The organism is Pseudorhodobacter sp. MZDSW-24AT (assembly GCF_002794355.1).
Taxonomy (GTDB): domain Bacteria; phylum Pseudomonadota; class Alphaproteobacteria; order Rhodobacterales; family Rhodobacteraceae; genus Pseudotabrizicola.
This window is the reverse complement of sequence record NZ_PGOI01000012.1, coordinates 48,693-73,427: the sequence shown is the minus strand read 5'-3', so window position 1 is coordinate 73,427 and position 24,735 is coordinate 48,693. Positions and strand designations below refer to the sequence as shown.

Sequence of the window (24,735 nt, the reverse complement as noted above, 5' to 3'; positions counted from 1 at the left end):
CGGGCGCTAAGCCATTGGTGTGGCTTGGTATTTTGCTTGACTTGCCGCGCGGTCTGATGTATCACTTGTGACATGCTAGAAGAAGTGTCGAGAGCGGCGGGGTCAGACCCCTGACCGCTCTTTTTCATTTCTGCTCGTCGGAGGGATAGCGTGGCGGGTGGCAGCACAGCATGACAATCAACTTCACGGCTCAAGACGAAGACGAGACCGTCACGCCACAGGATCTGTTGTTGGTGGCCGAGCGACAGTTGGCGCGGGCGGTCATCCGGTTTCAGCAGGTGATCACAGAGGTCGAGAACGGACGGTTCGACCAGTTGACCGAGGCCAAAAAGGTTACGGACAACCTGAGCAGTTTTGTCCGGCTGTTCATGGATGAGAGGAACAAAGTTGACAAACTCCGCAAAACTCTTGCCGGGGCTGTCGGAACCGGTGAGCTCGACTTTGCCGCCGCGCGCGATGAGATCGGGCGGCGTCTGGCTCTCCTCCGCGACGCCTGAGGTGATCGACAGCTTTTTGAACGGCTTGTCGAGTGCGGCGCTGATGGCGCTGCCTTGGATGTTCGAGTTCTGGGCGCTGCCGCATCAGCTGCCGCCGGAAGGGGCGTGGAAAAGCTGGGTGATCATGGGAGGGCGCGGCGCGGGAAAGACACGGGCCGGTGCGGAATGGGTGCGGGCCCAAGTGGAAGGCGCGCGCCCGCAAGATCCGGGCCGGGCCAGCCGGGTGGCGCTGGTGGCGGAAACGCTGGATCAGGCGCGCGAGGTGATGGTGTTGGGCGACAGCGGCATTCTGGCCTGTTCGCCCCCGGATCGACGGCCAGAGTGGAACAGCACGCGGCGGATGCTGACTTGGCCAAATGGGGCGGTGGCGCAGTGTTTTTCGGCGCATGACCCGGACAGTCTGCGGGGTCCGCAATTCGACGCGGCTTGGGTGGATGAGCTTGCGAAATGGAAGAAGGCGCAGGAGACATGGGATCAGCTGCAATTCGCGTTGCGTCTGGGACCGCATCCGCAACAGGTGGTGACGACGACGCCGCAAAGCATTCCTGTGCTAAAGGCGATCTTGCGCAATCCGTCGACGGTGATGACGCATGCCCCGACCGATGCCAACCGGGCCTATCTGGCGAAGTCGTTTCTGGAGGAGGTGCAGTCCCGCTATGGGGGGCAGCGGCTGGGGCGACAGGAGCTGGACGGCGAGCTGATCGACGATCTGGAGGGCGCGCTGTGGACGGTTGCGATGCTGGAAAGCACGCGCGGCCCATCGCCTGAGCGGCTGAGCCGGATCGTGGTGGCGGTGGACCCACCGGTGACGTCCAAGACCACGTCGGATGAATGCGGCATCGTGGTGGTGGGGGTGCAGACCGAAGGCAACCCGCGCGACTGGCGGGCGGTGGTGCTGGAAGATGCCAGCATCAGCGGCACCCCCACCGATTGGGCGCGGGCGGCGGTGGCCGCCTATGAGCGCCACGGGGCCGACCGCATGGTGGCCGAGGTCAATCAGGGCGGCGACATGGTGGAACAAATGATCCGCCAGCAAGGCGCGCTGGTGGCCTATCGCGGCGTGTCGGCGACCCGGGGCAAGAGCCTGCGGGCGGAACCGGTGGCGGCGCTGTATGAACAGGGCCGGGTTGTCCATGCAGGCATCTTGCGCAAGCTGGAGGATCAGATGTGCCTGATGACGCGCACCGGGTTTAAAGGCGCGGGCAGCCCGGACCGCGTGGATGCGCTGGTCTGGGCTTTGCATGAGGCGATGATCGCGCCAGCGCAAGGGTATGGCGGCGATCCGCGGATGCGGACGCTGTAACCGCGCGAGGGTGCGCGTCGGGAGTTTCCCGAAGAACGGAGATCGGAAAACATGGTGTTCAACTTTCTGCGGCGGGGCGAGGTTTCGCCCCCGCCCTCTGCCGTTGTGGAGAAAAAGGCGAGCGCCACGGGGCGTGTGTCGGCGTGGGGCAGTGTGGGACGGGTGAAATGGAGCCCGCGCGATGCCGCCTCGCTGACGCGGACGGGGTTTCTGGCAAACCCGGTGGGCTTTCGGGCGGTGAAGATGGTGGCCGAGGCGGCAGCCGCGCTGCCTTTGATTTGTCAGGACGCCGAGCGACGGTTTGAGAGCCATCCGGTGCTTGCGCTGATTGGTCGGCCCAATGCGGCGCAAGGGCGTGCTGAATTTCTGGAAGCGGTTTATGGCCATTTCCTGCTGAGCGGGAACGCCTATCTGGAGGCGGTGCCGGGACTGGAGCTTTTGCCGGGAGAGTTGCATGTGCTGCGATCGGACCGGATGGCGCTGGTGCCGGGGGCGGATGGTTGGCCCGTGGCCTATGATTACACGGTGGGCGGGCGGACGCATCGCTTTGACATGCGGGGCGCGGCGAAGCCGATCTGTCATCTGAGGGCCTTTCACCCCCAAGATGACCATTATGGCCTGTCGCCCATGCAGGCGGCGGCAGTGGCAGTGGATGTGCACAACGCGGCAAGCGCATGGTCGAAGGCCTTGTTGGACAATGCCGCGCGGCCTTCGGGGGCGATTGTCTACAAGGGGGTCGATGGACAAGGGGCGCTGTCGAACGATCAATACGACCGTTTGGTGGGAGAGATCGAGGCGAACCACCAAGGCGCGCGCAATGCCGGGCGGCCCATGCTGCTGGAAGGCGGGCTGGACTGGAAGCCGATGGGGTTTTCGCCCAGTGACATGGAGTTTCAGAAGACCAAGGAGGCGGCCGCGCGCGAGATTGCCGTGGCCTTTGGCATTCCCCCGATGCTTTTGGGAATTCCGGGAGACGCGACTTACGCCAATTATCAGGAAGCCAACCGGGCGTTCTATCGGCTCACGGTGCTGCCGCTGGCGGCCAAGGTGATGGCGGATGTGAGCCACTGGCTGGCGGGTTTCGTGGGGGAAGCGGTGGACCTGAGGGTGGACCTGGATCAGATCCCGGCGCTGGCGGGAGAGCGCGATCAGCAATGGGCGCGGGTGGGGGCCGCGGATTTCCTGACCGTTGCGGAAAAGCGGCGGCTGTTGGGCCTGCCCGCCCTGTCTGATGCAGAATGACGGTGCGCAAGCCCGGGGGGTCACGGTTTCTGTATGACAGTTTCGATGCGGCGGCGGCGCGGATCGAGGCGAATGAACGGGTGGCCGAAGAGCGTTGGGCGGCGCTGGACTTCCGGCTTGGCCAGATCGACGCGGTGCTGGAGCGTTTGGAAAAGCGGATCTGGCTGGGGGTTTATGGGGTTGCGGCCTTTCTGCTGGCGCAGGGGGCCGAAGCCATTCTTCAGGCGGCAATGAGGTGACGCGATGACGGATTTTGGCGCGCCGGAGCGGAAGTATCTGCGACCGGAGCAAGGCCTGACGGTGACCGAGGGCCGGATCGTTGAAGGCTATGCCAGCCTGTTCGGTGTGCCGGATCAGGGGGGCGATGTGGTGCAAGCGGGGGCGTATCGCGCATCGCTTGCGCGGCTTCTGGCCAAGGGCGGCAAGGTCAAGATGCTGTGGCAGCATGACCCGGCGCAGCCGATCGGGATCTGGGAGGAGGTGCGCGAGGACGCGCTTGGCCTTTGGGTCAAGGGACGGCTGTTGACCGAAGTGGCGCAAGGCCGGGAGGCGGCAGCACTGCTGGCGGCGGGGGCGATCGACGGCTTGTCGATCGGCTATCGCACGGTGAAATCTGAACGCAATGGCAAGGGCCAGCGGCTTTTGTCGGAGCTGGAGCTTTGGGAGGTGTCGCTGGTGACCTTTCCGATGCTTTCCGAGGCGCGGGTGCAGGCGAAGTCGGAAGAAGGCTGGCACTGGCGCGATCTGGCCGCGATTTTTGAAGACGCGCGCCGCCAACTGGCCGAGCGGTAACGCCCCGGCTTTCGTTCAAACATCAGGAGTGACGATGACCGAGAGAAAGGCTCGGGCCGGGACAGATGTGTCCACGGCCCCGGAACCGGGTGCAGAGGTGAAATCTGCGATGGCTGGGTTCTTGAATGAAATCAAACTGTTTCAGGCCGAAGTGAAACAATCGCTGCAACATCAGGAAGAGCGACTGACCATGTTGAACCAAAAGACGATGACCTATGGCCGTCCGGCCTTGTCGGCTTCTGCCGAACAGGACGCCCCGCATCAGAAGGCGTTCGATGCCTATTTGCGCTCGGGCGATGATGATGGCTTGCGGGGGCTGGTGCTGGAAGGCAAGGCGCTGAACAGCGCGGTGGCGGCGGACGGGGGCTATCTGGTGGACCCGCAGACGGCGGACAGCATTCGGTCGCTGTTGGTGTCGACCTCGTCGCTGCGCTCGGTGGCCAATGTGGTGCAGGTGGACGCCTCGTCCTTTGATGTGTTGGTGGACCGCACGGAGGTGGGATCGGGCTGGGCCACCGAGACGGCGGCGCAGGCCGAGACCTCGACCCCGGCACTTGAGCGCATTTCGATCAAGCTGCATGAACTGTCGGCGATGCCGAAGGCCAGCCAGCGGTTGCTGGATGACAGTGCCTTTGATGTTGAAGGCTGGCTGGCGGGCAAGATTGCCACCCGGTTCCTGCGCGCGGAGGCCGCAGCCTTTGTGAACGGCGATGGCGTGGACAAGCCGCGCGGGATCATGCTGCCGCCAAAGGTGGCGCAGGCGGCCTGGCTTTGGGGATCGCTGGGCTATGTGCCAACCGGGGCGGCGGCGGATTTTGCCTCGACCAATGCGGCTGATTGCATCGTCAATCTGGTCTATGCGCTGGGGGCGGATTACCGGGCGAACGGCACCTTTGTGATGAACTCGAAAACCGCGGGGGCTGTGCGCAAGATGAAGGATGCCGATGGGCGCTTCATGTGGTCGGACGGGTTGCAGGCCGGGGAGCCACCACGCCTGATGGGGTATCCGGTGCTGATCTGTGAGGATATGCCCGATGTCGCGGCCAATGCCTATCCGATCGCTTTCGGGGATTTTGCCACGGGCTATACCATCGCCGAGCGGCCTGATTTGCGCATCCTGCGTGATCCCTTTAGCGCCAAGCCGCATGTGCTGTTTTATGCCAACAAGCGCGTCGGGGGCGATGTCACCGATTATGCCGCGATCAAGCTTCTGAAGATCGCGGTGTCGTAACGGCACAGCGACGGCCCGCCGCCCGCTGGTGGCAGGGTTGATTTCGGGCGCGCGCTGGCCTTGCCACGCCGACTGGCTGCTCCCCCTCCGACAGAGCGGTGTGGGGCGCGCGCCCGATCTTTCAGGTGGGGCAATCGGAGAGAAATGGATGATGTTGACCGAGCAGACCGCGGTGCCGCTCGAGGCATTGCCGGTGCAGGCGATGAAGGATCATCTGCGTCTGGGCACCGGCTTTGCCGATGACGGATTGCAAGATGGGTTGGTGGCGGCCCATCTGCGGGCCGCGATTGCGGTGATCGAGGGGCGCATCGGCAAGGCGTTGCTGGCGCGGCGGTTTCTGTTGCGGCTGAACCGTTGGCGCGCGGATCGGGGGGCGCAGGCCTTGCCCATGGCGCCGGTGTCGGCATTGGTGTCGGTGACGCTGCGCGATGCCGCCGGTGTGGCTTTCGTGGTGGCGCCGGAGCTTTACACCCTTGAGCCCGATATGGCGCGGCCGCGTTTGCGCGGGACGGGGCAGAGCCTGCCCCCTGTTCCTGAGGGCGGCAGCGTCGAGATCGCATTTGACGCAGGCTTTGGCAGTGACTGGACGGCGGTGCCGGTGGATCTGGCACAGGCGGTGCTGCTGCTGGCCGCCGACTTCTACGAGATGCGGCATTCCGGCGGGCAAAGTGGTCCGGCCTTGCCTTTGACGGTGCAGGCCTTGATCGAGCGCTGGCGCACGGTTCGCGTTCTGGGGGGAGGTGGGGCATGACGCCTGTGCATCTGAACCGCCTGCTTACGCTGGAGCGCCCCGTGGTGGCTGCGGACGGGGCTGGTGGCTTTGCTACGCTTTGGGAGGTCGTCGGCACCGTTTGGGGCGAGATCGTGCCGGGCATCGGGCGGGATGCGAAGGGTGAGGAGACGATGCTGGCAAGCGTGGCGTATCGGATCACGCTGCGGGGGGCGGCAGCCGGATCTGAGCGGCGGCCGGTTGCGGGGCAGCGGCTTAGGGAGGGCGCGCGCGTGTTTCAGATCCTTGCTGTCACCGAGCGCGATGCGGTGGGCCGGTATCTGACATGCTTTGCCCGCGAGGAGGCCGCGCGATGAGCTATGCTGGCGCGGCAGCCTTGCAAGTGGCGGTCTATGACCTGCTGGTTTCTGCCCCCGGCTTGGAGGGGGTTCTGGTGGTGGACGCGATGCCGCCGGCGGGGGGCAGTGGCACCTTTGTGCTGATAGGTCCTGAAGAGGTTCTGGATCAGTCTGACAAGAGCGGCGGTGGCGCCGAGCATCGGATTTCGGTGAGCGTGATCAGCGATGCCAGCGGCTTTCTGGCGGCCAAGACCGTGGCGGGCGCGGTGCATGAAAGGCTGGTTGGCGCGACACCCGCACTGAGCATCGGGCGCGTCGTGGCGATTGGGTTCCTCAAGGCCGTGGCCAAGAGGCTGGCGGAAGGCGAGGCACGGCGGATCGACCTGACGTTCCGCGTGATGATTGAGCTTTAAAGCTCTGATATATATTCACAATGGAGTTAATCTATGGCCGTGCAAAGCGGAAAGGATCTGCTGCTCAAGCTGGATCTGACGGGGGATGGCATGTTTGAAACCGTGGCGGGCCTGCGGGCCACACGGATCAGCTTCAATGCCGAAACGGTCGATGTCACCAGCTTGGAGAGTGCTGGAGGCTGGCGCGAACTTTTGGGTGGCGCCGGGGTGAAGTCGGCCGCGATTTCCGGCTCGGGGGTGTTTCGGGATGCCAACACCGACGAGCGCGCGCGCCAGATCTTTTTCGACGGTGAGGTGCCGAACTTTCAGGTGATCATTCCCGATTTCGGTGTGGTCGAAGGGGCGTTCATGATCACCGCGATCGAATATGCGGGCAGCCACAACGGAGAAGCCACGTATGAAATGTCGCTCGCGTCTGCGGGTGCGCTGAGCTTTGTGGCGCTGTGATGGCGAACCCTTGGACGGGCGAGGTGGTGGTGGTGCTGGATGGGCGCCCCACCGTGGCCAAGCTGACGCTTGGCGCCTTGGCCGAGTTGGAAGAGACGCTGGCGGTGGGGTCATTGATTGACCTTGTCCAGCGGTTTGAGGCGGGGCGCTTTTCCTCACGCGATGTGGTGGCGCTTTTGGTGGCCGGGTTGCGGGGCGGCGGCTGGACCGGAACGGCGTCTGATTTGCGATCGGTGGAGATCGGCGGCGGACCGATGGAGGCGGCGCGGGTGGCGGCCGCTTTGCTGGCGCGGGCCTTTGCCTTGCCGGGGGAGACATGAGCGGCATGGACTGGCCCGGGCTGATCCGGGTGGGCCTGTTCCACCTTGGCCTGCCGCCCGAACAGTTCTGGCGGCTGACGCCTGTGGAGCTGCGGATCATGCTGGGGGCAGAAGCAGGCAGCCCGCCGCTGACCCGCGCGCGGCTGGCCGAACTGGCCGCCGCTTTTCCTGATACAGCGAAGGAGAGGTTTGATGGCGCAGATCGAAGAACTGCAGGAGCAGGTGGCGGCCTTGGAAGCGGTGCTGGGGGCCTCGTCAACGATGGTAGGCACCTTCGAGAGTGAGCTGGTCAGCCTGCAAGCTTCCCTGCAGTTCACAGGGCGCGAGGTGAACACCCTGTCGAACGGGATTGGCGGCGGGCTTCGGCGGGCGTTTGACGGGCTGATCTTTGACGGAATGAAACTGTCGGATGCGCTGCGGACCGTGGCGCAATCCATGATCAACGGCGTTTACAATGCCGCGATGCGGCCCGTTCAGGGGGCCGTCGGCGGACTGGTGGCACAGGGGGTGACGGCCGCGATGGGAAGCCTGCTGCCGTTTCAGAACGGGGGCGCTTTTGCGCAAGGACGGGTGATGCCTTTTGCAAAAGGCGGCATTGTGGCGAGCCCCACCCGGTTCCCGATGCGAGGCGGACAAGGCCTGATGGGAGAAGCGGGACCAGAGGCCATCATGCCGCTGGCACGCGGTGCAGATGGGCGGCTGGGCGTGCAGGCTGCGGGCGGCGGACGCCCTGTGACGGTGGTGATGAACATTCAGACCCCGGATGTTCAGGGGTTCCAGCGCAGTCAAAGCCAGATCGCGGCACAGGCCTCGCGCGCGTTGGCGCGGGGACAAAGAAACAGGTGAGGAGCCGGAAATGGCGTTTCATGAGATCAGATTTCCCGCCAACCTCAGCTTTGGTTCGGTCGGGGGGCCGGAGCGGCGCACGGATGTGGTGACGCTGGCCAGCGGCCATGAAGAGCGCAACACGCCGTGGGCTCATTCGCGCCGCCGCTATGAAGCGGGGGCGGGCTTGCGAACCTTGGATGACATCGAGGCCCTGATCGCCTTTTTCGAAGCGCGCCGGGGAAGGATGCATGGCTTTCGATGGAAGGACTGGACCGACTATAAATCATGCGCGCCATCGCGAAAGCCCAGCGCCATCGACCAAGTGATCGGCACCGGCGATGGTGTTCAAAAGGTGTTTGCCTTGGCGAAGACCTATCGATCCGGCAGCGAGACCTATGTCAGACCAATCACCAAGCCCGTTGTGGGAACGGTTCTGGTGGCGGTTGCCCGGGACCCGAAAGTGGAAGGGGCGGAATTCACGGTCGACCATACGCGTGGCGAGATCACCTTTTCGGTGCCGCCCGATCTTGGGGTGACGGTCTATGCCGGGTTTGAGTTCGATGTGCCCGTGCGCTTTGACACAGACAGCATCCTGACGTCGATCGCCTCGTTTCAGGCGGGCGAGGTGCCGGATGTGCCGGTGCTGGAGGTGCGGATTTGACGCGGGCCGCATTGCAAGAGCATTTGAAGACCGGGTCAACCACTCTGTGCCGCGCGTGGCAGGTTCAGCGCAGGGATGGGGTGACGCTCGGCTTTACTGATCATGACTGTGATCTGATGTTTGATGGCGTGACCTTTGTCGCGCGCAGCGGTCTGACCGCAGGAATGCTGGATATGACCACCGGGCTTGCAGTGGACAACACCGAGGTTTCCGGGGCGCTGACGGCGGAGGCCATAAGCGAGCAAGACATTCTGGCGGGACGCTATGATGGGGCGGAGGTGACCACGTTTCTGGTCAACTGGGCAGATGTGTCGGCCCGCACGATCTTGATGCGTGGGACATTCGGTGAATTGACCCGCAGTGAAGGCGCGTTCCGGGTGGAACTTCGCAGCCTGACCGAACGCCTTAACGTGAGGACAGGGCGCATCTACCATGCCGCGTGCGGCGCGGTGCTTGGGGATGCCGCATGCAAGATGGATCTGTCCACGCCGCAGATGTCTGTCTCTGCGCCGATCGCAAAGATCATCGACGGACGCCGGTTGGTATTTTCCGGTTTGGGCTCATTTGCAGAGGGCTGGTTTGCTGATGGGCAAGTCAGGATTTTGTCTGGGGTGGGGCATGGGCAAGTGGGGCGGGTGAAGGCCGATGCGCTAGACGCTGAAGGCCGGGTGCTGGATCTGTGGCACGCGTTCGGTGTGGTGCCCGCGCCGCAGGACCAGGTTCTAATCGTGGCAGGGTGTGACAAGCGGATGTCGACCTGCAAGGCGAAGTTTGACAATTTTCTGAACTTTCGCGGGTTTCCCCATATTCCGGGCGAGGACTGGATGCGGTCAAGCCCAAGTCGAAGCCGACGGAGGTGACTGCATGCCAGATCTTGTGGGAGCGAAGGCAGAAGCCGCTGCTGCGCAGGCCGAACGCATTGTAGAGGAAGCGCGCCGTTGGCTTGGCACCCCCTATCGACATCAGGCCTCGGCTTGCGGCGCGGGCACTGACTGTCTTGGCTTGGTCCGAGGCATTTGGCGCGCGGTGATTGGCCCGGAGCCTGTCGCGCCACCGCCCTATTCCATGGATTGGGCAGAACCCTCGAAGGATGAGGTGCTCAGGCGCGCCGCCGATCACTTTTTGCGGCTGAAAACCGAGCCTCGGCTTTTGTTGGGGGATGTCTTGTTGTTCCGGATGCGGGATGACGCCGTTGCAAAGCATCTTGGCATCGTTTCGGCAGTCTCCCCGCGCGGGAGGTTTATCCATGCATATTCCGGCTATGGCGTCGTCGAGAATTCACTCTCTGACCCATGGTTGCGCCGCGTTGTTGCAGTCTACGGCTTTCCTGAAAAGGGCGAATGAATGGCGACTATTCTTTTTGCCGCGGCCGGGGCCGCCTTGGGCTCGGGCTTTGGGGGCACGGTGCTTGGCCTTTCAGGGGCGGTTCTGGGCCGGGCGGTTGGTGCCACAGTGGGCCGTGCGCTGGACCAAAGGCTGTTGGGGGCAGGGTCGGACGCGGTGGAGATCGGACGGATTGACCGATTTCATGTGATGGGGGCGAGCGAAGGGGCGCCGATCGCCAAGCTGTGGGGTCGGATGCGGATTTCTGGGCAAGTGATCTGGGCTTCACCCTTTCGCGAGACGCGCCAAACTTCGGGCGGCAAGGGCATGCCATCGCCCAAAACGGTTCAATATGCATATTCGGTGAGTCTTGCGATTTCCCTGTGTGAGGGTGAGATTTTGGGCATCGGGCGCATTTGGGCGGATGGGGATGAGATCTCGCCCGCGTCCTTGACACTCCGTGTCTATCACGGGACGGAAAGTCAGCTTCCCGATCCTTTGTTGGAAGCCCATATCGGAGACTTCGCACCCGCATATCGTGGGACAGCCTATGTCGTGGTGGATACGCTGGATCTGGGCGCCTTTGGCAACCGTGTCCCGCAGTTCAGCTTTGAGGTTATGCGTCGCGCGCAAGGCCCAGAGGCCAGCAAACTGCCCGATTACCAAGATGCTATTCGTGCTGTGGCGTTGATTCCGGGAACAGGGGAATATGCGCTGGCGGCCCAGAAAGTCTGGTTTGAGGGGGATCTGGGTGTTTCGCGCGCCTTGAACGTTAACGCGCCCAGCGGTGAGTCCGATCTGATCACCTCGCTGACCCAATTGACGCGTGAATTGCCGAACTGCCGCGCGGTATCGCTTGTCGTGTCGTGGTTTGGCAATGACTTGCGGTGCGGGGACTGCGAGATCAGGCCCAAGGTAGAGCAGAAAACACAAGATCCTGCGCAAATGCCGTGGAGATCGGGCGGCATTTCTCGCAACGAAGCCGAGGAAGTGCCAAGACGTGGTGGCAGCTCCATTTATGGAGGCACACCATCCGATCAAAGCGTGATTGAGGCGATCCGGGCGCTGAAGGCGAAGGGTCAGTCCGTCATGTTTTATCCCTTCATTCTGATGGATCAGATGGAGGGGAACACTCTGCCAGACCCTTATAGTGACGCCCAATTTCAGCCGAGCCTGCCTTGGCGTGGGCGGATCACGCTTTCGCGCGCAACCGGAAGACGGGAGAGCCCTGATCAGACGGCAGATGCGGCCGGTGAAGTCGCGTCCTTCTTTGGCACGGCGCAAACGCACGACTTTTCAATCGAGTCTGGTCGCATCGCGTATAACGGCCCGGCGGAATGGCGTTATCGGCGGTTCATCTTGCACTATGCGTATCTTTGCAAGCGTGCCGGAGGTGTTGAATCCTTTTGTATCGGTTCTGAAATGCGGGGTCTCACGCAGATCAGAGCAGAAAACCACGCCTTTCCTGCCGTTTCGGCGCTCGTCCAGCTTGCGGCTGACGTTCGAGAAATTCTTGGACCCGATGTCAAGATAAGCTACGCGGCAGATTGGAGCGAGTATTTTGGGCTTCGCAACGGGGGAGATGTTTTCTTCCATCTCGATCCTCTTTGGTCGGACAGCAACATCGATTTTATCGGTATCGACAATTACATGCCGATTTCGGATTGGCGTGATGGAGAACATCATGCCGACGCTGCTTGGGGTGCTGGTAGCCGTATTGCCTATCTGGACCATAATATCTCAGGTGGGGAAGGATATGACTGGTTTTATGACGGTCCAGAGGCGGTGGAATTGCAACATCGATCCCCGATCAAAGACATGGCCTTCGAAGAGGATTGGGTTTTCCGCTACAAGGACATCAGATCGTGGTGGTCCCTGCCGCACCATAACCGAGTTGCCGGGGTTCGATCCGAACAGGCAACCGGATGGGTGCCGCAATCCAAACCCATCCGCTTTACAGAGTATGGCGCCCCGGCGATCGACAAGGGAAGCAACGAGCCAAACAAGTTTCTGGATGCCCGATCTTCAGAGTCTGCGCTGCCAAGAGCGTCTTCGGGAATGCGCGATGATTTTGGCCAGTTTCAATACTTTCGGGCGCATCATTTGCATTGGTCGAAACTCCAGAACAACCCCATTTCTGGCCTTTACGATGGCACGATGGTTGATGTGGAAAAATGCTATGCTTGGGCTTGGGATGCAAGGCCATTTCCCGAGTTTCCAAAGACTGTATCGCTTTGGTCCGATGGTCCCAATTACGCGCGTGGACATTGGCTGAATGGGCGGGTGACTTCGGTGCCGGCAGATCGGCTGGTGGCCGAAGTATGTGAAGGATCTGGATTGACGGGCGTTGACAGCGAAAATCTGTATGGTCTGAGCCATGGTTATACCGTTGGTGACAATCTCTCTGCACGCGCAGTTTTGCAGCCGCTGTCTTTGACCTTGGGATTTGACAGCCGTGAGATGGATGGCAAGATTCAATTTCAGTCGCGTCTGGACTGGAATGTGACCGATATTCAGAAAACGGATCTTGTTTCAAAACCTGACGCGCAATCAGATTTCGAGGTTGTCAGAGGTTCAAGTGGAGACTCCGTTGCAAGGCTGCGGTTTTCTTACATTCGGGATGACGGCATGTTTTCATCTGCCGTCGTCGAAGCGCGCGACGCGGACACTGCATCCTTGTCTTTGGTGGAAACCGAATATCCGATGCTTTTCCCGACTGAGATCGCAAAGTCCATCGTGGACAGATGGATGGTTGAAACGCGCAATGCACGCGATCAAATCACTTTGGGTCTTCCGCTTTCTGTTGGTTTTCAGGCTCTTGGCACCGTGGTTCGGTTGGAAGGGGTGTGTTACCGCGTCGATCACATGGAAATAAATCAGCATGCGGTGATCAGGGCAGTCCGCGTTGAGCCGTTGGCGGTTTCTCAGACAAGCACAGATGGAGATGTCAGCACCTGGACGCCGCATGTTGAGGCTTCACCCCTGTTTAGGCTGTGGTTGGATTTGCCCCTTGTGGCATCGGAACAAATTCCACATGCGCCTTTTCTGGCGGTGACTGCTGATCCTTGGACCGAGCCAGCAGTGCTTTTCTCGTCGAATGCAGATTATGGATACACTTTCAATTCCAAATTCGATCGGCCAGCTTTTGTGGGAAAAACACTTTCCGACCTTCCGCGTGCCGCGGCTGGACTGATTGATCGTGGCCCTGATCTTATGGTTGAATTGTCTTTGGGAGAAATGGAATCAGTCTCTTTGTCTGGCATGCTTTCTGGTTTGAATTTGGTCGCGATCGGAGATGGCTCTGCTGAGAACTGGGAAATCTTTCAGTTCATGAAAGCAGATTTGGTCTCTCCGCAGCGCTACAGCATCTCTGTTCGACTTCGGGGATTGGCGGGGACGGATGCTATCATGCCAGACATATGGCCAGCAGGAAGCTATATTGTTCCTTTGTCTGACAAATTACGCCAGATCAGCCTTTTGGAAGAGCACTTGAACACTGAACGCCATTTTCGTCTGATCGGCGCTGGCCAGTTTCTTGGTGGTGAGGCGCAAAGACATGATGTCATTTCGTTTCGGGGAATTGGATTGCGGCCTCTCTCTGTCAGTCATTTTAACGTTCAAATCGCGGAAGAGGGTTTGCATCACTTTCGCTGGATACGGCGAACGAGGTTCGGAGGAGACGCATGGGAGGGATATGATGTCCCTCTTTCAGAAGAGCGGGAAATCTATCTTTTTGTGGTCTTGTCTCTGACCGGCGCGGTGGTGAGACGTGAAGTGGTGGATGGCACAAGTTTCTTTTATTCTGCGGAGATGCGTATCGAAGATGATATGACGGGCGCCTATCACGCGGAGGTGTCGCAGATTTCAATGCGATTTGGAGAGGGGCCCAGACGCCGGGTTTCTGTTTTCCATTGAGCGTGGCGATCGAAGCATCCAGTGATGTGAATATCAAAATGCTTTTCAGTGGAAGTCGCGGCTTGGAAAGAGTTTCTTGGATTGCTCGCGTGGATGGCGGGCCGTTGATTGCCCTCTGCTGATCACAGGTCGCTTTGTTTCGTCCGCGCGACCGTCATTGGATGCGATCAGAACACGGCGGCCGAGGGTGGTCAGCAATGCAGAAATGTCTTCAATACTTTCGGCAATCAGATGAACAACTTGGCCGTCACGCTCGATACGGCCCCGGACTCGAAGAAGACGACCTGCTATCACCGCCTTGCGGAATGTGTTGTATATGCTTTTCCAGACGACAACGTTTGAGGTGCCGGTTTCGTCCTCAAGAGTCAGGAAAATCACTCCGGAAGCTGTGCCGGGACGTTGGCGCGTGATGACGAGCCCTGTCACGGTGACGCGGCCCTGTGCCTCCATAAGCTGGCTGTGGGAGATGCAGTCCGGCAGCTGGCCGCGCAAAAGCTCTACCGGGTGGGCCCGTAGTGAAAGGCGCAAGGTCACATAATCTTCGATCACTTCTTGGCCAAGAGTCATCGGTGGAAGGGACACGCTTGGTTCTATGCCCCCTTCGCCATCATGGCCGAACAGAGGCAGAGGTTTGGATGCACGCAGCGCATTGGCTGCCCAAATCGCATCGCGCCGCGCCATGCCAAGGGTTGCAAAAGCATCTGCCTCTGCCAGACGGTGCAGGCTTTCTGGATGGATGCCGGCCCGTCTCCACAGACTTTCAACATCAGGATAGCCGTTGGCGCGGGCGGAAACGATCCAATCGGCATCTTCCTCGCTCATGCCCTTGATCTGGCGAAAGCCCAGCCGCAGAGCCAAAGTGCCATCCGGTCGGCTTTCCAGCGTGCAGTCCCAAGAGGAATGGTTGACCGAGATTTGCCGCACCTCGACGCCGTGATCAATCGCATCGCGCACCAATTGGGCGGGCGCGTAAAATCCCATGGGTTGACTGTTCAAAAGGGCGCAGGTGAAGGCGGCCTGATGATGGCATTTGAGCCATGCCGAAACGTAAACAAGTTTGGCGAAACTGGCCGCATGGGATTCCGGAAATCCATAGCTCCCAAATCCTTCGATTTGAGAAAAACAGCGCGCTGCAAAATCAGCGTCATAGCCGCGGGAAATCATTCCCGAAATGAAACGGTCACGGAAGCCGCCGATGGTTCCCATTCGTTTGAAAGTTGCCAGAGACCGGCGCAGAAGATCGGCTTCCGAAGGTGTGAAGCCCGCGGCGACGACAGCAATCTGCATGGCTTGTTCCTGAAACAAGGGCACGCCAAAGGTACGGTCCAGAACCTCCATCATCGCGGGGCCAAGGTCTTCGACCTTTTCTTTACCCTGTCGACGGTTGATGAAGGGATGTACCATTCCACCCTGTATGGGGCCGGGGCGGACGATGGCGACTTCGCAGACCAAATCATAAAATTTGCGTGGTTTCATACGTGGCAAAAAGTTCAACTGTGCCCGGCTTTCGACCTGAAACACGCCAATCGCATCGGCGCGGCAGAGCATATCATAGACCTTTGGGTCTTCGTTGGGGGTGCTCGCAATGGTCAGGTGTAAGCCGCGATGCTGAGCCAAAAGCCCGTAAGTCTTGCGGATACAGGTCAACATTCCAAGCGCCAGAACATCCACCTTGAGCAGATTCAGAGCATCAATGTCATCTTTGTCCCATTCGATGACCGTGCGATCTTCCATGGCTGCGTTCTCGATCGGACAAAGTTCATCTAACCTGCCATGGGTGATGACAAAGCCACCCACGTGCTGTGACAGGTGGCGTGGAAAACCGATGATCTCGGCGATCAGCTGTATGGTCAGCGCCATGCGCTGATCTGTCGGGTCCAAGCCTGCGTCGCGCATCCTGTCTTGGCCCGGGGCCGAAGACGACCAGCCCCAGATTTGTCCAGACAGCCGGGCAATCACATCTTGCGACAAGCCCATCACTTTGCCGACTTCACGAATGGCCGCGCGAGAGCGGAAGTGGATGACCGTCGCAGTCAGGCCAGCGTGGTCACGGCCATAGCGTTCGTAGATCCATTGGATCACCTCCTCACGCCGCTCATGTTCGAAATCGACGTCGATGTCCGGAGGTTCGTTGCGCTCTTTCGAGATGAACCGCTCAAAGATAAGCGTGATCGTTTCTGGCGGCACCTCTGTAATGCCAAGCAGGTAGCAAACAACAGAGTTGGCAGCCGATCCGCGCCCTTGGCATAAGATGCCACGGGATCTGGCAAAGCTCACGATGTCATGCACCGTTAAAAAATAAGACGCATACTTTACCTCGCCGATGAGGCTGAGCTCTCTCTCGACCCGGGCGATGATCTTTGGCGGCGCGCCTTCGGGATAGCGCCAGTGCAACCCCTTGCGTGTCAGGCGTTCCAGGCGCGTTTGTGCGGGTTCGCCATCGCGCGCTTCGTCGGGATACGCATGCTTCAAATCATTCAGACGGAACGCGCAGGCATTGGCAATTTCAACAGTGCGGCGGAGAGCGGCGGGATAACGGTGAAACAGCCGGGCCATCTCGGTTCCAGACTTCAGCCGATGCTCTGCATTGGTCAACCGATGCAGGCCGATGGAGTCGATGGTGCAACCAAGGCGCAGGCAGGTCAGCACATCTGCAAGTGGCCGCCGGGCCCCACGATGCATCAGTACATTGCCGACCGCCACCATGGGCAGTGCCAAATTCTTCGCAAGCGCGGCAATCCCGTCGAGCCGGGGTTGATCACGGCCATCATAGAAAGGCGCTGCTCCCAAAAAGCACTGCCCGGGAAAGGCGCGGGCCATATGGGCCATGTCTGCGCAAATTGCTTTGGTCTGTGTGGAATCCGCTTCCATCAGATCGGGCGGCAAAGAGATCAGGATCATTCCTTTGCCCCATTCCAGAAGGTCGGAACGCGTCAGATGGCATTCACCCTTGGGCGCACGACGTTTGCCCACCGACAGCAACCGGGTCAGGCGCGACCAAGCGGCGACATCTGTCGGCAAGGCCAGCCATTCCACGGCAGAGTCAGTCAAGACCAGTCTCGCACCGGGAATCAGCCGGGGCAGGGGCATATCGGGCAAAACAGGGGGGCCAGTCTCGCCCGTAAAATGCGGCACCGTCTGGCGGCTGGAGTGGTCGGTGACGTGCTGTGAACGAATGGCGGGCCCTTCGTACAGGGCTTGGTTTGTGGCTCTGGCCTCGTCGCGTTGCCGCGTCAGTTCCTTGAGCGCAGAAAAGGCCCGCACAACCCCGGCAACCGAGTTGCGATCGGTGATTGCAATGGCGGTCAGGCCAAGTTCGGCCGCGCGTGTCACGAGTTCTTCGGGATGCGAGGCCCCCGTCAAAAAGGTGAAATTCGAGGTCACGCATAATTCGGCATAAGGGTGTTTCGCGTCCCCGTGCCGACCGTCAAAAGAATTTTGGGTCTGAGAGACGGGGGTCACACGAACTCTCCTTGAACCCGCCAATCCGGTGCCTGGGGCGTGTGGAACAGCCACAGGCGCGGACCTTCCCGTGTTTCAATCCGCCAGTAGTCGCGCAATCCGCTGCGCCATGCCGGATCATCAAACCACCATTCCGGGGTGATACGCTCGGGGCCATGTGCGCGCAGCGTTGTGAATTCCATCCGACGCCAGCGAAATCGTACAGGTGGGTTTCCAGACGCATGGGTGACAGGTTCAGACAGAAAAAGTGTCGCAGGGCGCAGGGGGCCACGTCGCAAAGGTGCGGCCACGGGCTCAGACCAAGCCGCGGCCGTCATGTGAAAACTGCGCTCAGGAATCTTGCTGTCTGAGGGCGCCAACCGCAATACATGGTCAAAACCGATCCGGTTGCCAAGGCGGGACACCAGATCGGCCAAGTCATCCTGATGCCGCTGAGCCGGACCGCTGCCGGTTTGTTCAGGGGGCATCGGTTCGGTCACCGGGGCGGAAAGGCGCATGGCGTCAATGCCAAAGCCTGCATCAACCTCATCCACGCCTTTGGAGAACAGCGCGGCAATTCGGGCAGGGTCACGCATGGGGCGAGCCAAGCCAATTTCCACCTGTGCCGTGCCATGATCCACCCGGCGCAACTCCAGCCGGAGGCGCCGAGCGCCCTGATGATGCAGCGCCAATGTCGCACACAATCGGTCTAGCAGCCTTGCAAGACCTGCCATCACATCAGACTGCAGGCCGATCGGCTCTGGCAGAGTCATCCGAACGCCGAAATGCGGCGGCTCTGTCCCGGCCGAGACGGGTTCTGGCTGGTAGCCCAAAAGCTGATCCAGACGCAGCAGCAAAAAGGCGCCAAAACGACGCCCAAGCGGTGCACGGGGTTGGGCAATCAGATCTCCGATCCGCGACAGGCCCACACGGCCCAATCCATCGGCAGTGGCGTGGTCAATACGCAAGGCCGAGACAGGAAGATGAGCCGTTCCTTTTGCCAGCGCGCCCTCCGGGATGATCCCCCCCCCATGGCGCGCCAAGGCATAGGCTGCCCCCCGTGTATCGGCAATCGCGCTGAGCGCCGTCAAGCCGGCGCGTTCAATCCGGGCATGCAGATCATCTTGTAATTCTGCTTCTCCACCAAAAAGATGGGCAACCCCAGTGATATCGGCGATCAGACCATCTGTCCCGTCACTGGCCACCATTGGTGCATAACGGCTCACCCAACGGCGCAGTCCAACCAGTGATGCCGCTTCACGCGCCAGATTGGCCGGGCGGGTGGACAGGTCAGGGTAGATGGCGCGGGCATCGGCCAAGGCCATGCCTCGATGCAGGCCGCGCTGCTCCGCAGCCTTGTTCAGACAATGCAGATGGTCCGCATGGCCTGACCGATGGATCAGGGCAAAGGGTCCTTCAACAGGCCGGTTGCGCAGGCTGGCTTCGCTCGCCAGCCGCGGAAACCATATCGAAAGCAGCCGACGTCCCATTCCAGTTCAACACCCAACTTCCAATTGTTCCCTTTTTGTTCTTTTTAGTGCTCCAGCAATGTAAAGTCGAGTCTGCATCCGGCGCAGGCAAGGGCGCGCAGTGCCAGCGTGTTTCTGTGGCCGCGCTCCCATGATCCGTGCGGATCAGCAGAAGACCCGTGCTCTGCCCCGCTTCGGCGGCCAATTGCAGGCGGCGCCCTGCTGTCAGAGACAACATCTGTTGTGGTTCGGCAATCACAAGCCCGACAGGGTTTGCGCGCAGCGCTTCTTCCACACACCACAAAAGATCGGTTTCGTTCTTGGGGGTCAGCACAAGCAAACGTTCTGACACACCCTCAGGCAGGCCGTGCAGCATGGGGCGTTGCGGTTCATACGCAGGCAGGATCCACAGCACTGTGCCGGAATGACGCCGCGCTTGGAACAGCGCAAAGGCCCGTCGTCCGGGCCCTTCCGCCTCATGAACCCGGCCCTTGAGCAGACTCAACGGGTCTGCAGGGGCCGTGCGGTGGGTAAGATCACGCAGAGGGGTCATGCGCATCCTCGACCACGATATCCAATTCGCCATCTGGCAAGGGGCGCTGCAACTCCAGCGCCTGTTCAATGGGAGCGGTCAGCCAGATGCGCCATTCTTCAGGGCGCACCAGAATGACCGGCATCGCCTTGGGGTGAAACCGCTCTACCTCACGGTTGGGCGCACAGGTCAGGAAGCCGAAGGCATCCACCGTCACCTCGCCTTCTTTCAGTTTGCGCACCGACGTCCACTCGGTGCGGATGCCCGCGAAAAACCCCAGCGGTTGCTCTTTCCCAAGCGCGAACCACACCGGTTTGCCCTTGCCGGGGCCGGGGGTGGTGTCGGGCTCGGCAAAGCGGGTGAAGGGAACAAGGCACCGATGACCCACCCCCAACCAGCGCCGCCAATGCGGAGAGGCGAGGTTGCGGATATTGGTGACGCCGGGGTCCGTGCGCTTGCCTGCCAGAAATTGCGGCGGTGTCGGCATGCCCCAACGTGCCATCGAAAGCTGCCAGCCCCCTTGGGCGGCGTGCCGGAAGAGGGGGGCCGGGTAGTCCGGCCAGATGTCGGGCATCGGTGGCAGGTTGCCCGTTAGATCGCTGAACGCTTCTCCGTCGTGAATGATGCCGTCAAACACATGGCGCATCGCGTCTTGGCTTTTGGTTTGCGAATAAAGATTGCACATGCCTGTAAGATCCGGAATCGAGCAGATCTTAAGGGTGCGAACATTTGGGGAACTTGTCCAGTCGTCAGTTCGGCGCAGCCACCGGGGTCCACATCACGCTGTCAATCCGCGAAACCCCGGTCGCCAGCATGACCAGACGATCAAAGCCCATGGCGCAACCGCTGGCATCGGGCATATGGGCCAGAGCACAAAGGAAGTCTTCGTCCAGCGGATAGCGCTCCCCATAAAGACGGGCCTTCTCTTCCATTTCCGCAGTGAGTCGGCGCCGTTGCTCCTCGGGGTCGGTCAACTCGCCAAATCCGTTGGCCAGTTCCACCCCGCAGGCATAAAGCTCGAAGCGTTCCGCTTCGCGGGGATCGTCGGCGCAGGGGCGGGCCAATGCTGCCTCAACCACCGGATAGCGGTCCAGCAAGGTCGGGCGACCGTGGCCCAGATGCGGCTCTACCCGGTCTGCAAGCAAGCGGCTGAACACATCCGACCATGTATCGGTGTCATCCACACGCACGCCCGCCGCTGCCGCCTGACATGCCAAGGCCGCACGATCTGCCGTTCCATCCGCTTGCACGGTTGAGAGCAGATCAACCCCCGCATGGCGCTGCATCGCTTCGGCCACGGAAAGCCGCTCTGGCAGGGCGAACGGATCACAGCGCGCGCCTCGAAACTGCAACTGACTCGCACCGGCGGCCTGTGCCGCAAGCTGCAGAAAGCGCAGGCAGTCTGCCATCAGTGTCGTGTAATCCTGCTCGACACGGTACCATTCCAGCATGGTGAATTCCGGGCTGTGCAATGCGCCCCGTTCGCGGTTGCGCCAAACATGAGCAAAGGTGTGAATTCGGCTTTCGCCTGCCGCCAGCAGTTTCTTCATCGCGAATTCGGGGCTTGTGTGCAGGTACATCCGGTGCGGCAGGCCGTCGTTGCCAATCGCCTTTGTGCCAAAAGCATGCAGGTGGGTTTCGTTGCCGGGGCTGATCTGCAAACAGGCCGGGTCTACCTCGACAAAGTCTTCTCCCGCCAGATGCGTGCGCAGGGCGGCCTGTATCCGGTTGCGCGCCAGAAGTATGGGGCGGCGGTCGGCATGATGGGCGGCAGACCACCATTCACGTTGATTTTGCATGGTGACAGTTCCCCCGTCTTTTTGCGCGCTCTGCGTTGAATTTTCCATCCAGATGCGTTAGGCGCGCAGTCAATCGGTGCCGGGGCTATCCTTCGGCCTCACAAACCACAAGGAAAACCTGACCGTGAAAGTCATCGCATCCTCGCTGCGTAAGGGCAATGTTGTTGAAATGGATGGCAAGCTTTATGCCGTTCTGAAAGCCGAAAACTTCCATCCGGGCAAAGGCACGCCGACCACCAGCGTCGATATGCGCAGGATCTCGGATGGCGTGAAAGTGTCGGAACGCTGGCGCACCACCGAGATGGTGGAAAAGGCCACGGTGGATGAGCGCGAGTATGATTTCCTCTATGAGGATGGTGAAGGCTTTCACTTCATGGAGCCGAACACCTATGAACAGATCGCGGTGTCTCCTGATGTGATCGGGGATGACAAGGTGTTTCTGACAGATGGGATCAAGGTTTACCTGCGGACCTTCGAAGGCGTTGCGATTGCAATCGAACTGCCCCAGCGGGTGATCGTTGAGATCAGCGAGACAGAGCCTGTGGTGAAAGGCCAGACCGCGTCTTCGTCCTACAAGCCGGCGATCTGCTCAAACGGGCTGCGGGTGATGGTGCCACCACATATTGGTGCAGGGACCCGGATCGAGATCAACACCGAAGATTACTCTTATGTCGGTCGCGCCAAGGACTGATCAGGCTCAGACCTGCTGATTGCTTTAGGGTGCATCGCGTCACAAAACACCCCGGCCCTCCTCAGGGGGCTGGGGTTTTCGTTTGAGATCAGAAATCCTCCCAATCGTCCGCAGGGCTGGTTTGTTTGGCAGGAGCAGAGCGCGCTCCTCCGGATTTTCGGGCAACTTGCACAGGCGCAGAGGCGATCTTGGTTTCTGCCTGTGACGCTTGCCAAGATTCAGCCGTTCGGCTTGCCGCGCGGCGCAAAGTCCGATCCGCAGTGTTGCGCTGTTGAAGAGTGAAGCGCTGGGTGGTCTCCGTCAGCGCTGTCGCTGCCCGGTTCAAAGACTGCGAGGCGGCGGACGTTTCCTCAAACATCGCGGCGTTTTGTTGGGTCACCTGATCCAGATGTTTGACGGCCGTGTTCAGCTCTGTGATTCCATTGGACTGCTCGCGCGCAGATCCCGCGATGTCCGCCACAAGACCGTGGATTTCCCCGACGGCTGCCTGAATGCCCGTCAGACTGCGTCCGGCTTCTGCCACCAGACTGACGCCGCGTTTGACCTGATCCGAGGAGGCGGTGATCAGCCCTGCAATTTCGCGTGCGGCTTCTGATGAGCGTTGTGCCAAATCCCGGACTTCCGAAGCCACCACCGCGAAGCCCCTCCCAGCTTCGCCCGCCCGCGCAGCCTCAACCCCCGCATTGAGCGCAAGAAGATTGGTCTGGAAAGCGATCTCGTCAATAACCGAGGTGATGCGTGAGATCTTTGATGAGCTTTGCTCGATCTCTCCCATGGCGGAAACCGCCTCGCGCACCACCTGACCTGAAACTTCAGCATTCTGCTTGGCTTCTTCCACCTTGCTGTTGGCATGATTGGCCACTTCTGCGGTGGATTTGACTGAAGTGGTCATCTGATCCAGCGCTGCGGATGTTTGTTCAAGCGTTGCGGCCTGTTGTTCGGTTCTCCGGCTGAGATTTTCTGCAGCGCTGCTGATGTCCGCCACTTCGCCCCGAATGGCCGCCGAACTTTCTACGACGTCCGACAGTGCTGCTCGCAATTGATGGGTGGCGTCATTGAAATCGGCCTGCAGGTCTTCATAGCGTGCATCAAACGGTCCGCTCAACATTGCTGTCAGGTCTCCATTCGACAGTTGCGCCAGTGCGGCACGCAGGGCATCGACAACCTTGGCCTGCGCTGCGTCCATTGACCGGCGCAATTCTTCGGCTTCGCGTTGTTCCATGTGCCGGCGCGTCACATCGGTTCCGAGCAGAAGAAAGGATTGGCTTTGACCGTCCTTGTCTTTGACCGGTGTCAGCCTTGCATCCAGCAAAGCCTTACTGCCACCGGGGAGTGCCAGATGCAAAAGCCCTGCCACCGCCTCGCCCGCGTGCAGCACAGTCCACAGATCGCCCATGGACGCGCTTTCAAAAGTCAGAACGGAGCGGCAATCCCGCCCTGTGATGCTGCCGGCCGACTGACCGAACAGAGCGGCGAATTGTTCGTTGGCGGCCTCGATTTTTCCGGATTTGCTGAATTCTGCACGCAATTGTCCGGCATCAATGGCCGACAACACCGCTGCATTTCGCCGATCTTGCGTCGTCATGCGCCATTCCATCACATAACCTGTGACGGCTGTGGCGCTGTCGGTTACGGCAGCGACGGAGACTTCAAACAGCTGGTTTCCATTTGCAAAGCTGATCTGCCGAGGAAGGCTTCCCCCCACATGTCCGGCCAGCCCCGCCAACGCCGGACTGAGGGTCGTGATCGAGCGACCCAGCAGGCTGACACCATTGCCGGTAGCGAATTCGCTGCTGATGAGATTTTGTGCAGCGCCATTGGCAAAGAGAATCCGGAAGTCCGTATCGGTGATCACCAGCGCTGCTGAAGCGCCATCAAAGCCCGACCCTTTGAACATGCCGACCCGCGTGGTCTCGACGGACGCGGCGAGGTCAGCACGAAAGCCCTCCAGCGCCCGGGCGATATCTCCGATTTCGTCGCCCGATTGCTGGCCGGGCACAGCAATGGTGTAGTCGCCAGCGGCAACTTGCCCCACCGCCGCGTTTAGCCGGCGCAGGGGGCTGGCGATGAACACGCGGAAGCAAAGAGCCGCGGCAAGCAGCATGATCACGAAAAACGCACCACCAATCTTCAGGTTTTCGCGCATATTTTCCGCAATTTCCGACAAAATGCGGGCATCAGACCATCGCGTGACAATGACCCCCACCATTTGGCTTTCCGCCCCGAAATAAACGGGGTGCGCCGCAATCAGGCCGCTCTCGTCAAACATCAGCTCTTCGCTGTGGCTGGGGCTGTGCCCCTGAGATGTCCAGAGTGCCATTTTCGTCAGCAGCGCCTTGCCCAGAGCTTGGGCAGCCCCGTCTGCTGTCGCCTGAGGTTGTCTGATGGCATGGGAAAACACGCTGCCATCAGGGCGCAGCATCATTATTTCCGACAGGTCGGACCCCACCCTTTCGAAAAGCTCCTGCTCTATCATCTTGGCCGCTTCAGGCTTGTTAAAGCGCAATGGGCCGCCGCTGCTGTGGCCCGCCATGTTGGTCAGCAATCCTGCTGTCTGTCGCAGGGCGCTGTGCAGCAATTCATCCGTATCGGTGTTGCTGCGAAAGACCGCCGCAGCGGCGACCACGGCGACGGTGAATGCCGTGATCGCAGTCGCCTTCAAGAAGACCGAGCGCAGCTGAAAAAGAGATCGGACGGGCGAGATTGGAGACATGGGGTCAGTCCTTGGTACGTGTGCAAGAAAAGGCGCCTTCAAGCGGGAAG

24 protein-coding genes are annotated in these 24,735 nt (G+C 60.5%); 18 read left to right on the top strand and 6 right to left on the bottom strand.

Features of this window, described 5'->3' with window-relative positions; all coding sequences use genetic code 11:
- Positions 1–170: 170 nt before the first annotated feature.
- The 17 genes from CUR21_RS15915 to CUR21_RS15835 all read left to right on the top strand — a co-directional run bounded on the left by CUR21_RS15915 (position 171) and on the right by CUR21_RS15835 (position 14,040).
- Positions 171–497: a hypothetical protein gene (locus CUR21_RS15915; RefSeq protein WP_100198056.1), complete on the top strand. Its 327-nt coding sequence runs from the start codon at positions 171–173 to the stop codon at positions 495–497.
- Entirely contained in the window at positions 457–1,800 is a 1,344-nt protein-coding gene (locus tag CUR21_RS15910; RefSeq protein ID WP_100198055.1) for a DNA-packaging protein, read from the top strand. Before CUR21_RS15915 ends, CUR21_RS15910 begins: the two co-directional genes overlap by 41 nt.
- Positions 1,801–1,851: 51 nt before the next feature.
- Entirely contained in the window at positions 1,852–3,042 is a 1,191-nt protein-coding gene (locus tag CUR21_RS15905; protein WP_100198054.1) for a phage portal protein, read from the top strand.
- Positions 3,039–3,281, top strand: coding sequence for a hypothetical protein (locus CUR21_RS15900; protein ID WP_100198053.1), 243 nt, complete (start codon positions 3,039–3,041; stop codon positions 3,279–3,281). The genes CUR21_RS15905 and CUR21_RS15900 overlap by 4 nt, the downstream gene beginning before the upstream one ends.
- Before the next feature lie 4 nt (positions 3,282–3,285).
- Positions 3,286–3,834, top strand: coding sequence for an HK97 family phage prohead protease (locus tag CUR21_RS15895; protein WP_100198052.1), 549 nt, complete (start codon positions 3,286–3,288; stop codon positions 3,832–3,834).
- Between the two features lie 34 nt (positions 3,835–3,868).
- Complete coding sequence (locus tag CUR21_RS15890; RefSeq protein WP_100198051.1) at positions 3,869–5,065, top strand: phage major capsid protein; 1,197 nt, start codon at positions 3,869–3,871, stop codon at positions 5,063–5,065.
- A 148-nt stretch (positions 5,066–5,213) separates the two neighbouring features.
- Positions 5,214–5,816, top strand: coding sequence for a hypothetical protein (locus CUR21_RS15885; RefSeq protein ID WP_100198050.1), 603 nt, complete (start codon positions 5,214–5,216; stop codon positions 5,814–5,816).
- Positions 5,813–6,151: a head-tail adaptor protein gene (locus CUR21_RS15880; RefSeq protein WP_100198049.1), complete on the top strand. Its 339-nt coding sequence runs from the start codon at positions 5,813–5,815 to the stop codon at positions 6,149–6,151. The genes CUR21_RS15885 and CUR21_RS15880 overlap by 4 nt, the downstream gene beginning before the upstream one ends.
- Positions 6,148–6,546, top strand: a complete 399-nt coding sequence (locus CUR21_RS15875; protein WP_100198048.1) for a DUF3168 domain-containing protein — start codon at positions 6,148–6,150, stop codon at positions 6,544–6,546. Before CUR21_RS15880 ends, CUR21_RS15875 begins: the two co-directional genes overlap by 4 nt.
- 33 nt (positions 6,547–6,579) lie before the next feature.
- The gene (locus CUR21_RS15870) at positions 6,580–6,993 is read left to right on the top strand and encodes a phage major tail protein, TP901-1 family (RefSeq protein ID WP_100198047.1); all 414 of its coding nucleotides are present in this window, start codon (positions 6,580–6,582) and stop codon (positions 6,991–6,993) included.
- A complete protein-coding gene (locus tag CUR21_RS15865) occupies positions 6,993–7,313 on the top strand; it encodes a gene transfer agent family protein (protein WP_100198046.1) in 321 nt (106 codons plus the stop codon). Before CUR21_RS15870 ends, CUR21_RS15865 begins: the two co-directional genes overlap by 1 nt.
- Positions 7,310–7,597, top strand: coding sequence for a rcc01693 family protein (locus CUR21_RS15860; RefSeq protein ID WP_100198045.1), 288 nt, complete (start codon positions 7,310–7,312; stop codon positions 7,595–7,597). Before CUR21_RS15865 ends, CUR21_RS15860 begins: the two co-directional genes overlap by 4 nt.
- Positions 7,506–8,159 (top strand): phage tail tape measure protein, encoded by a 654-nt coding sequence (locus CUR21_RS15855; protein WP_100198044.1) that lies wholly within the window; start codon positions 7,506–7,508, stop codon positions 8,157–8,159. Before CUR21_RS15860 ends, CUR21_RS15855 begins: the two co-directional genes overlap by 92 nt.
- A 10-nt stretch (positions 8,160–8,169) precedes the next feature.
- Positions 8,170–8,802, top strand: coding sequence for a DUF2460 domain-containing protein (locus tag CUR21_RS15850; RefSeq protein ID WP_100198043.1), 633 nt, complete (start codon positions 8,170–8,172; stop codon positions 8,800–8,802).
- The gene (locus CUR21_RS15845; RefSeq protein ID WP_100198042.1) at positions 8,799–9,662 is read left to right on the top strand and encodes a DUF2163 domain-containing protein; all 864 of its coding nucleotides are present in this window, start codon (positions 8,799–8,801) and stop codon (positions 9,660–9,662) included. Before CUR21_RS15850 ends, CUR21_RS15845 begins: the two co-directional genes overlap by 4 nt.
- A gap of 4 nt (positions 9,663–9,666) precedes the next feature.
- A complete protein-coding gene (locus tag CUR21_RS15840; RefSeq protein WP_100198041.1) occupies positions 9,667–10,146 on the top strand; it encodes a peptidase in 480 nt (159 codons plus the stop codon).
- Complete coding sequence (locus CUR21_RS15835) at positions 10,147–14,040, top strand: glycoside hydrolase TIM-barrel-like domain-containing protein (RefSeq protein WP_100198040.1); 3,894 nt, start codon at positions 10,147–10,149, stop codon at positions 14,038–14,040.
- Between the two features lie 45 nt (positions 14,041–14,085).
- Here CUR21_RS15835 and CUR21_RS15830 read toward each other — a convergent pair whose 3' ends face one another.
- The 5 genes from CUR21_RS15830 to epmA all read right to left on the bottom strand — a co-directional run bounded on the left by CUR21_RS15830 (position 14,086) and on the right by epmA (position 21,281).
- Complete coding sequence (locus tag CUR21_RS15830) at positions 14,086–17,502, bottom strand: error-prone DNA polymerase (protein WP_100198039.1); 3,417 nt, start codon at positions 17,500–17,502, stop codon at positions 14,086–14,088.
- Complete coding sequence (locus tag CUR21_RS15825; RefSeq protein ID WP_100198038.1) at positions 17,499–18,971, bottom strand: DNA polymerase Y family protein; 1,473 nt, start codon at positions 18,969–18,971, stop codon at positions 17,499–17,501. Before CUR21_RS15825 ends, CUR21_RS15830 begins: the two co-directional genes overlap by 4 nt.
- Positions 18,898–19,503: an ImuA family protein gene (locus CUR21_RS15820; RefSeq protein ID WP_100198203.1), complete on the bottom strand. Its 606-nt coding sequence runs from the start codon at positions 19,501–19,503 to the stop codon at positions 18,898–18,900. Before CUR21_RS15820 ends, CUR21_RS15825 begins: the two co-directional genes overlap by 74 nt.
- Complete coding sequence (locus tag CUR21_RS15815; protein WP_100198037.1) at positions 19,487–20,167, bottom strand: SOS response-associated peptidase; 681 nt, start codon at positions 20,165–20,167, stop codon at positions 19,487–19,489. The genes CUR21_RS15820 and CUR21_RS15815 overlap by 17 nt, the downstream gene beginning before the upstream one ends.
- A gap of 64 nt (positions 20,168–20,231) precedes the next feature.
- A complete protein-coding gene (gene epmA / locus CUR21_RS15810) occupies positions 20,232–21,281 on the bottom strand; it encodes an EF-P lysine aminoacylase EpmA (protein WP_100198036.1) in 1,050 nt (349 codons plus the stop codon).
- A gap of 124 nt (positions 21,282–21,405) precedes the next feature.
- On the opposite strand from epmA, the gene efp reads away from it, so the two are divergent.
- On the top strand, positions 21,406–21,972 hold the full coding sequence (gene efp / locus CUR21_RS15805; RefSeq protein ID WP_100198035.1) for an elongation factor P: 567 nt from the start codon (positions 21,406–21,408) through the stop codon (positions 21,970–21,972).
- A gap of 88 nt (positions 21,973–22,060) precedes the next feature.
- On the opposite strand, the gene CUR21_RS15800 is transcribed toward efp, so the two are convergent.
- Positions 22,061–24,685 carry a methyl-accepting chemotaxis protein gene (locus CUR21_RS15800; protein ID WP_100198034.1) on the bottom strand — a complete coding sequence of 875 codons (2,625 nt, stop codon included), beginning with the start codon at positions 24,683–24,685 and terminating at the stop codon, positions 22,061–22,063.
- Between the last annotated feature and the right edge of the window lie 50 nt (positions 24,686–24,735).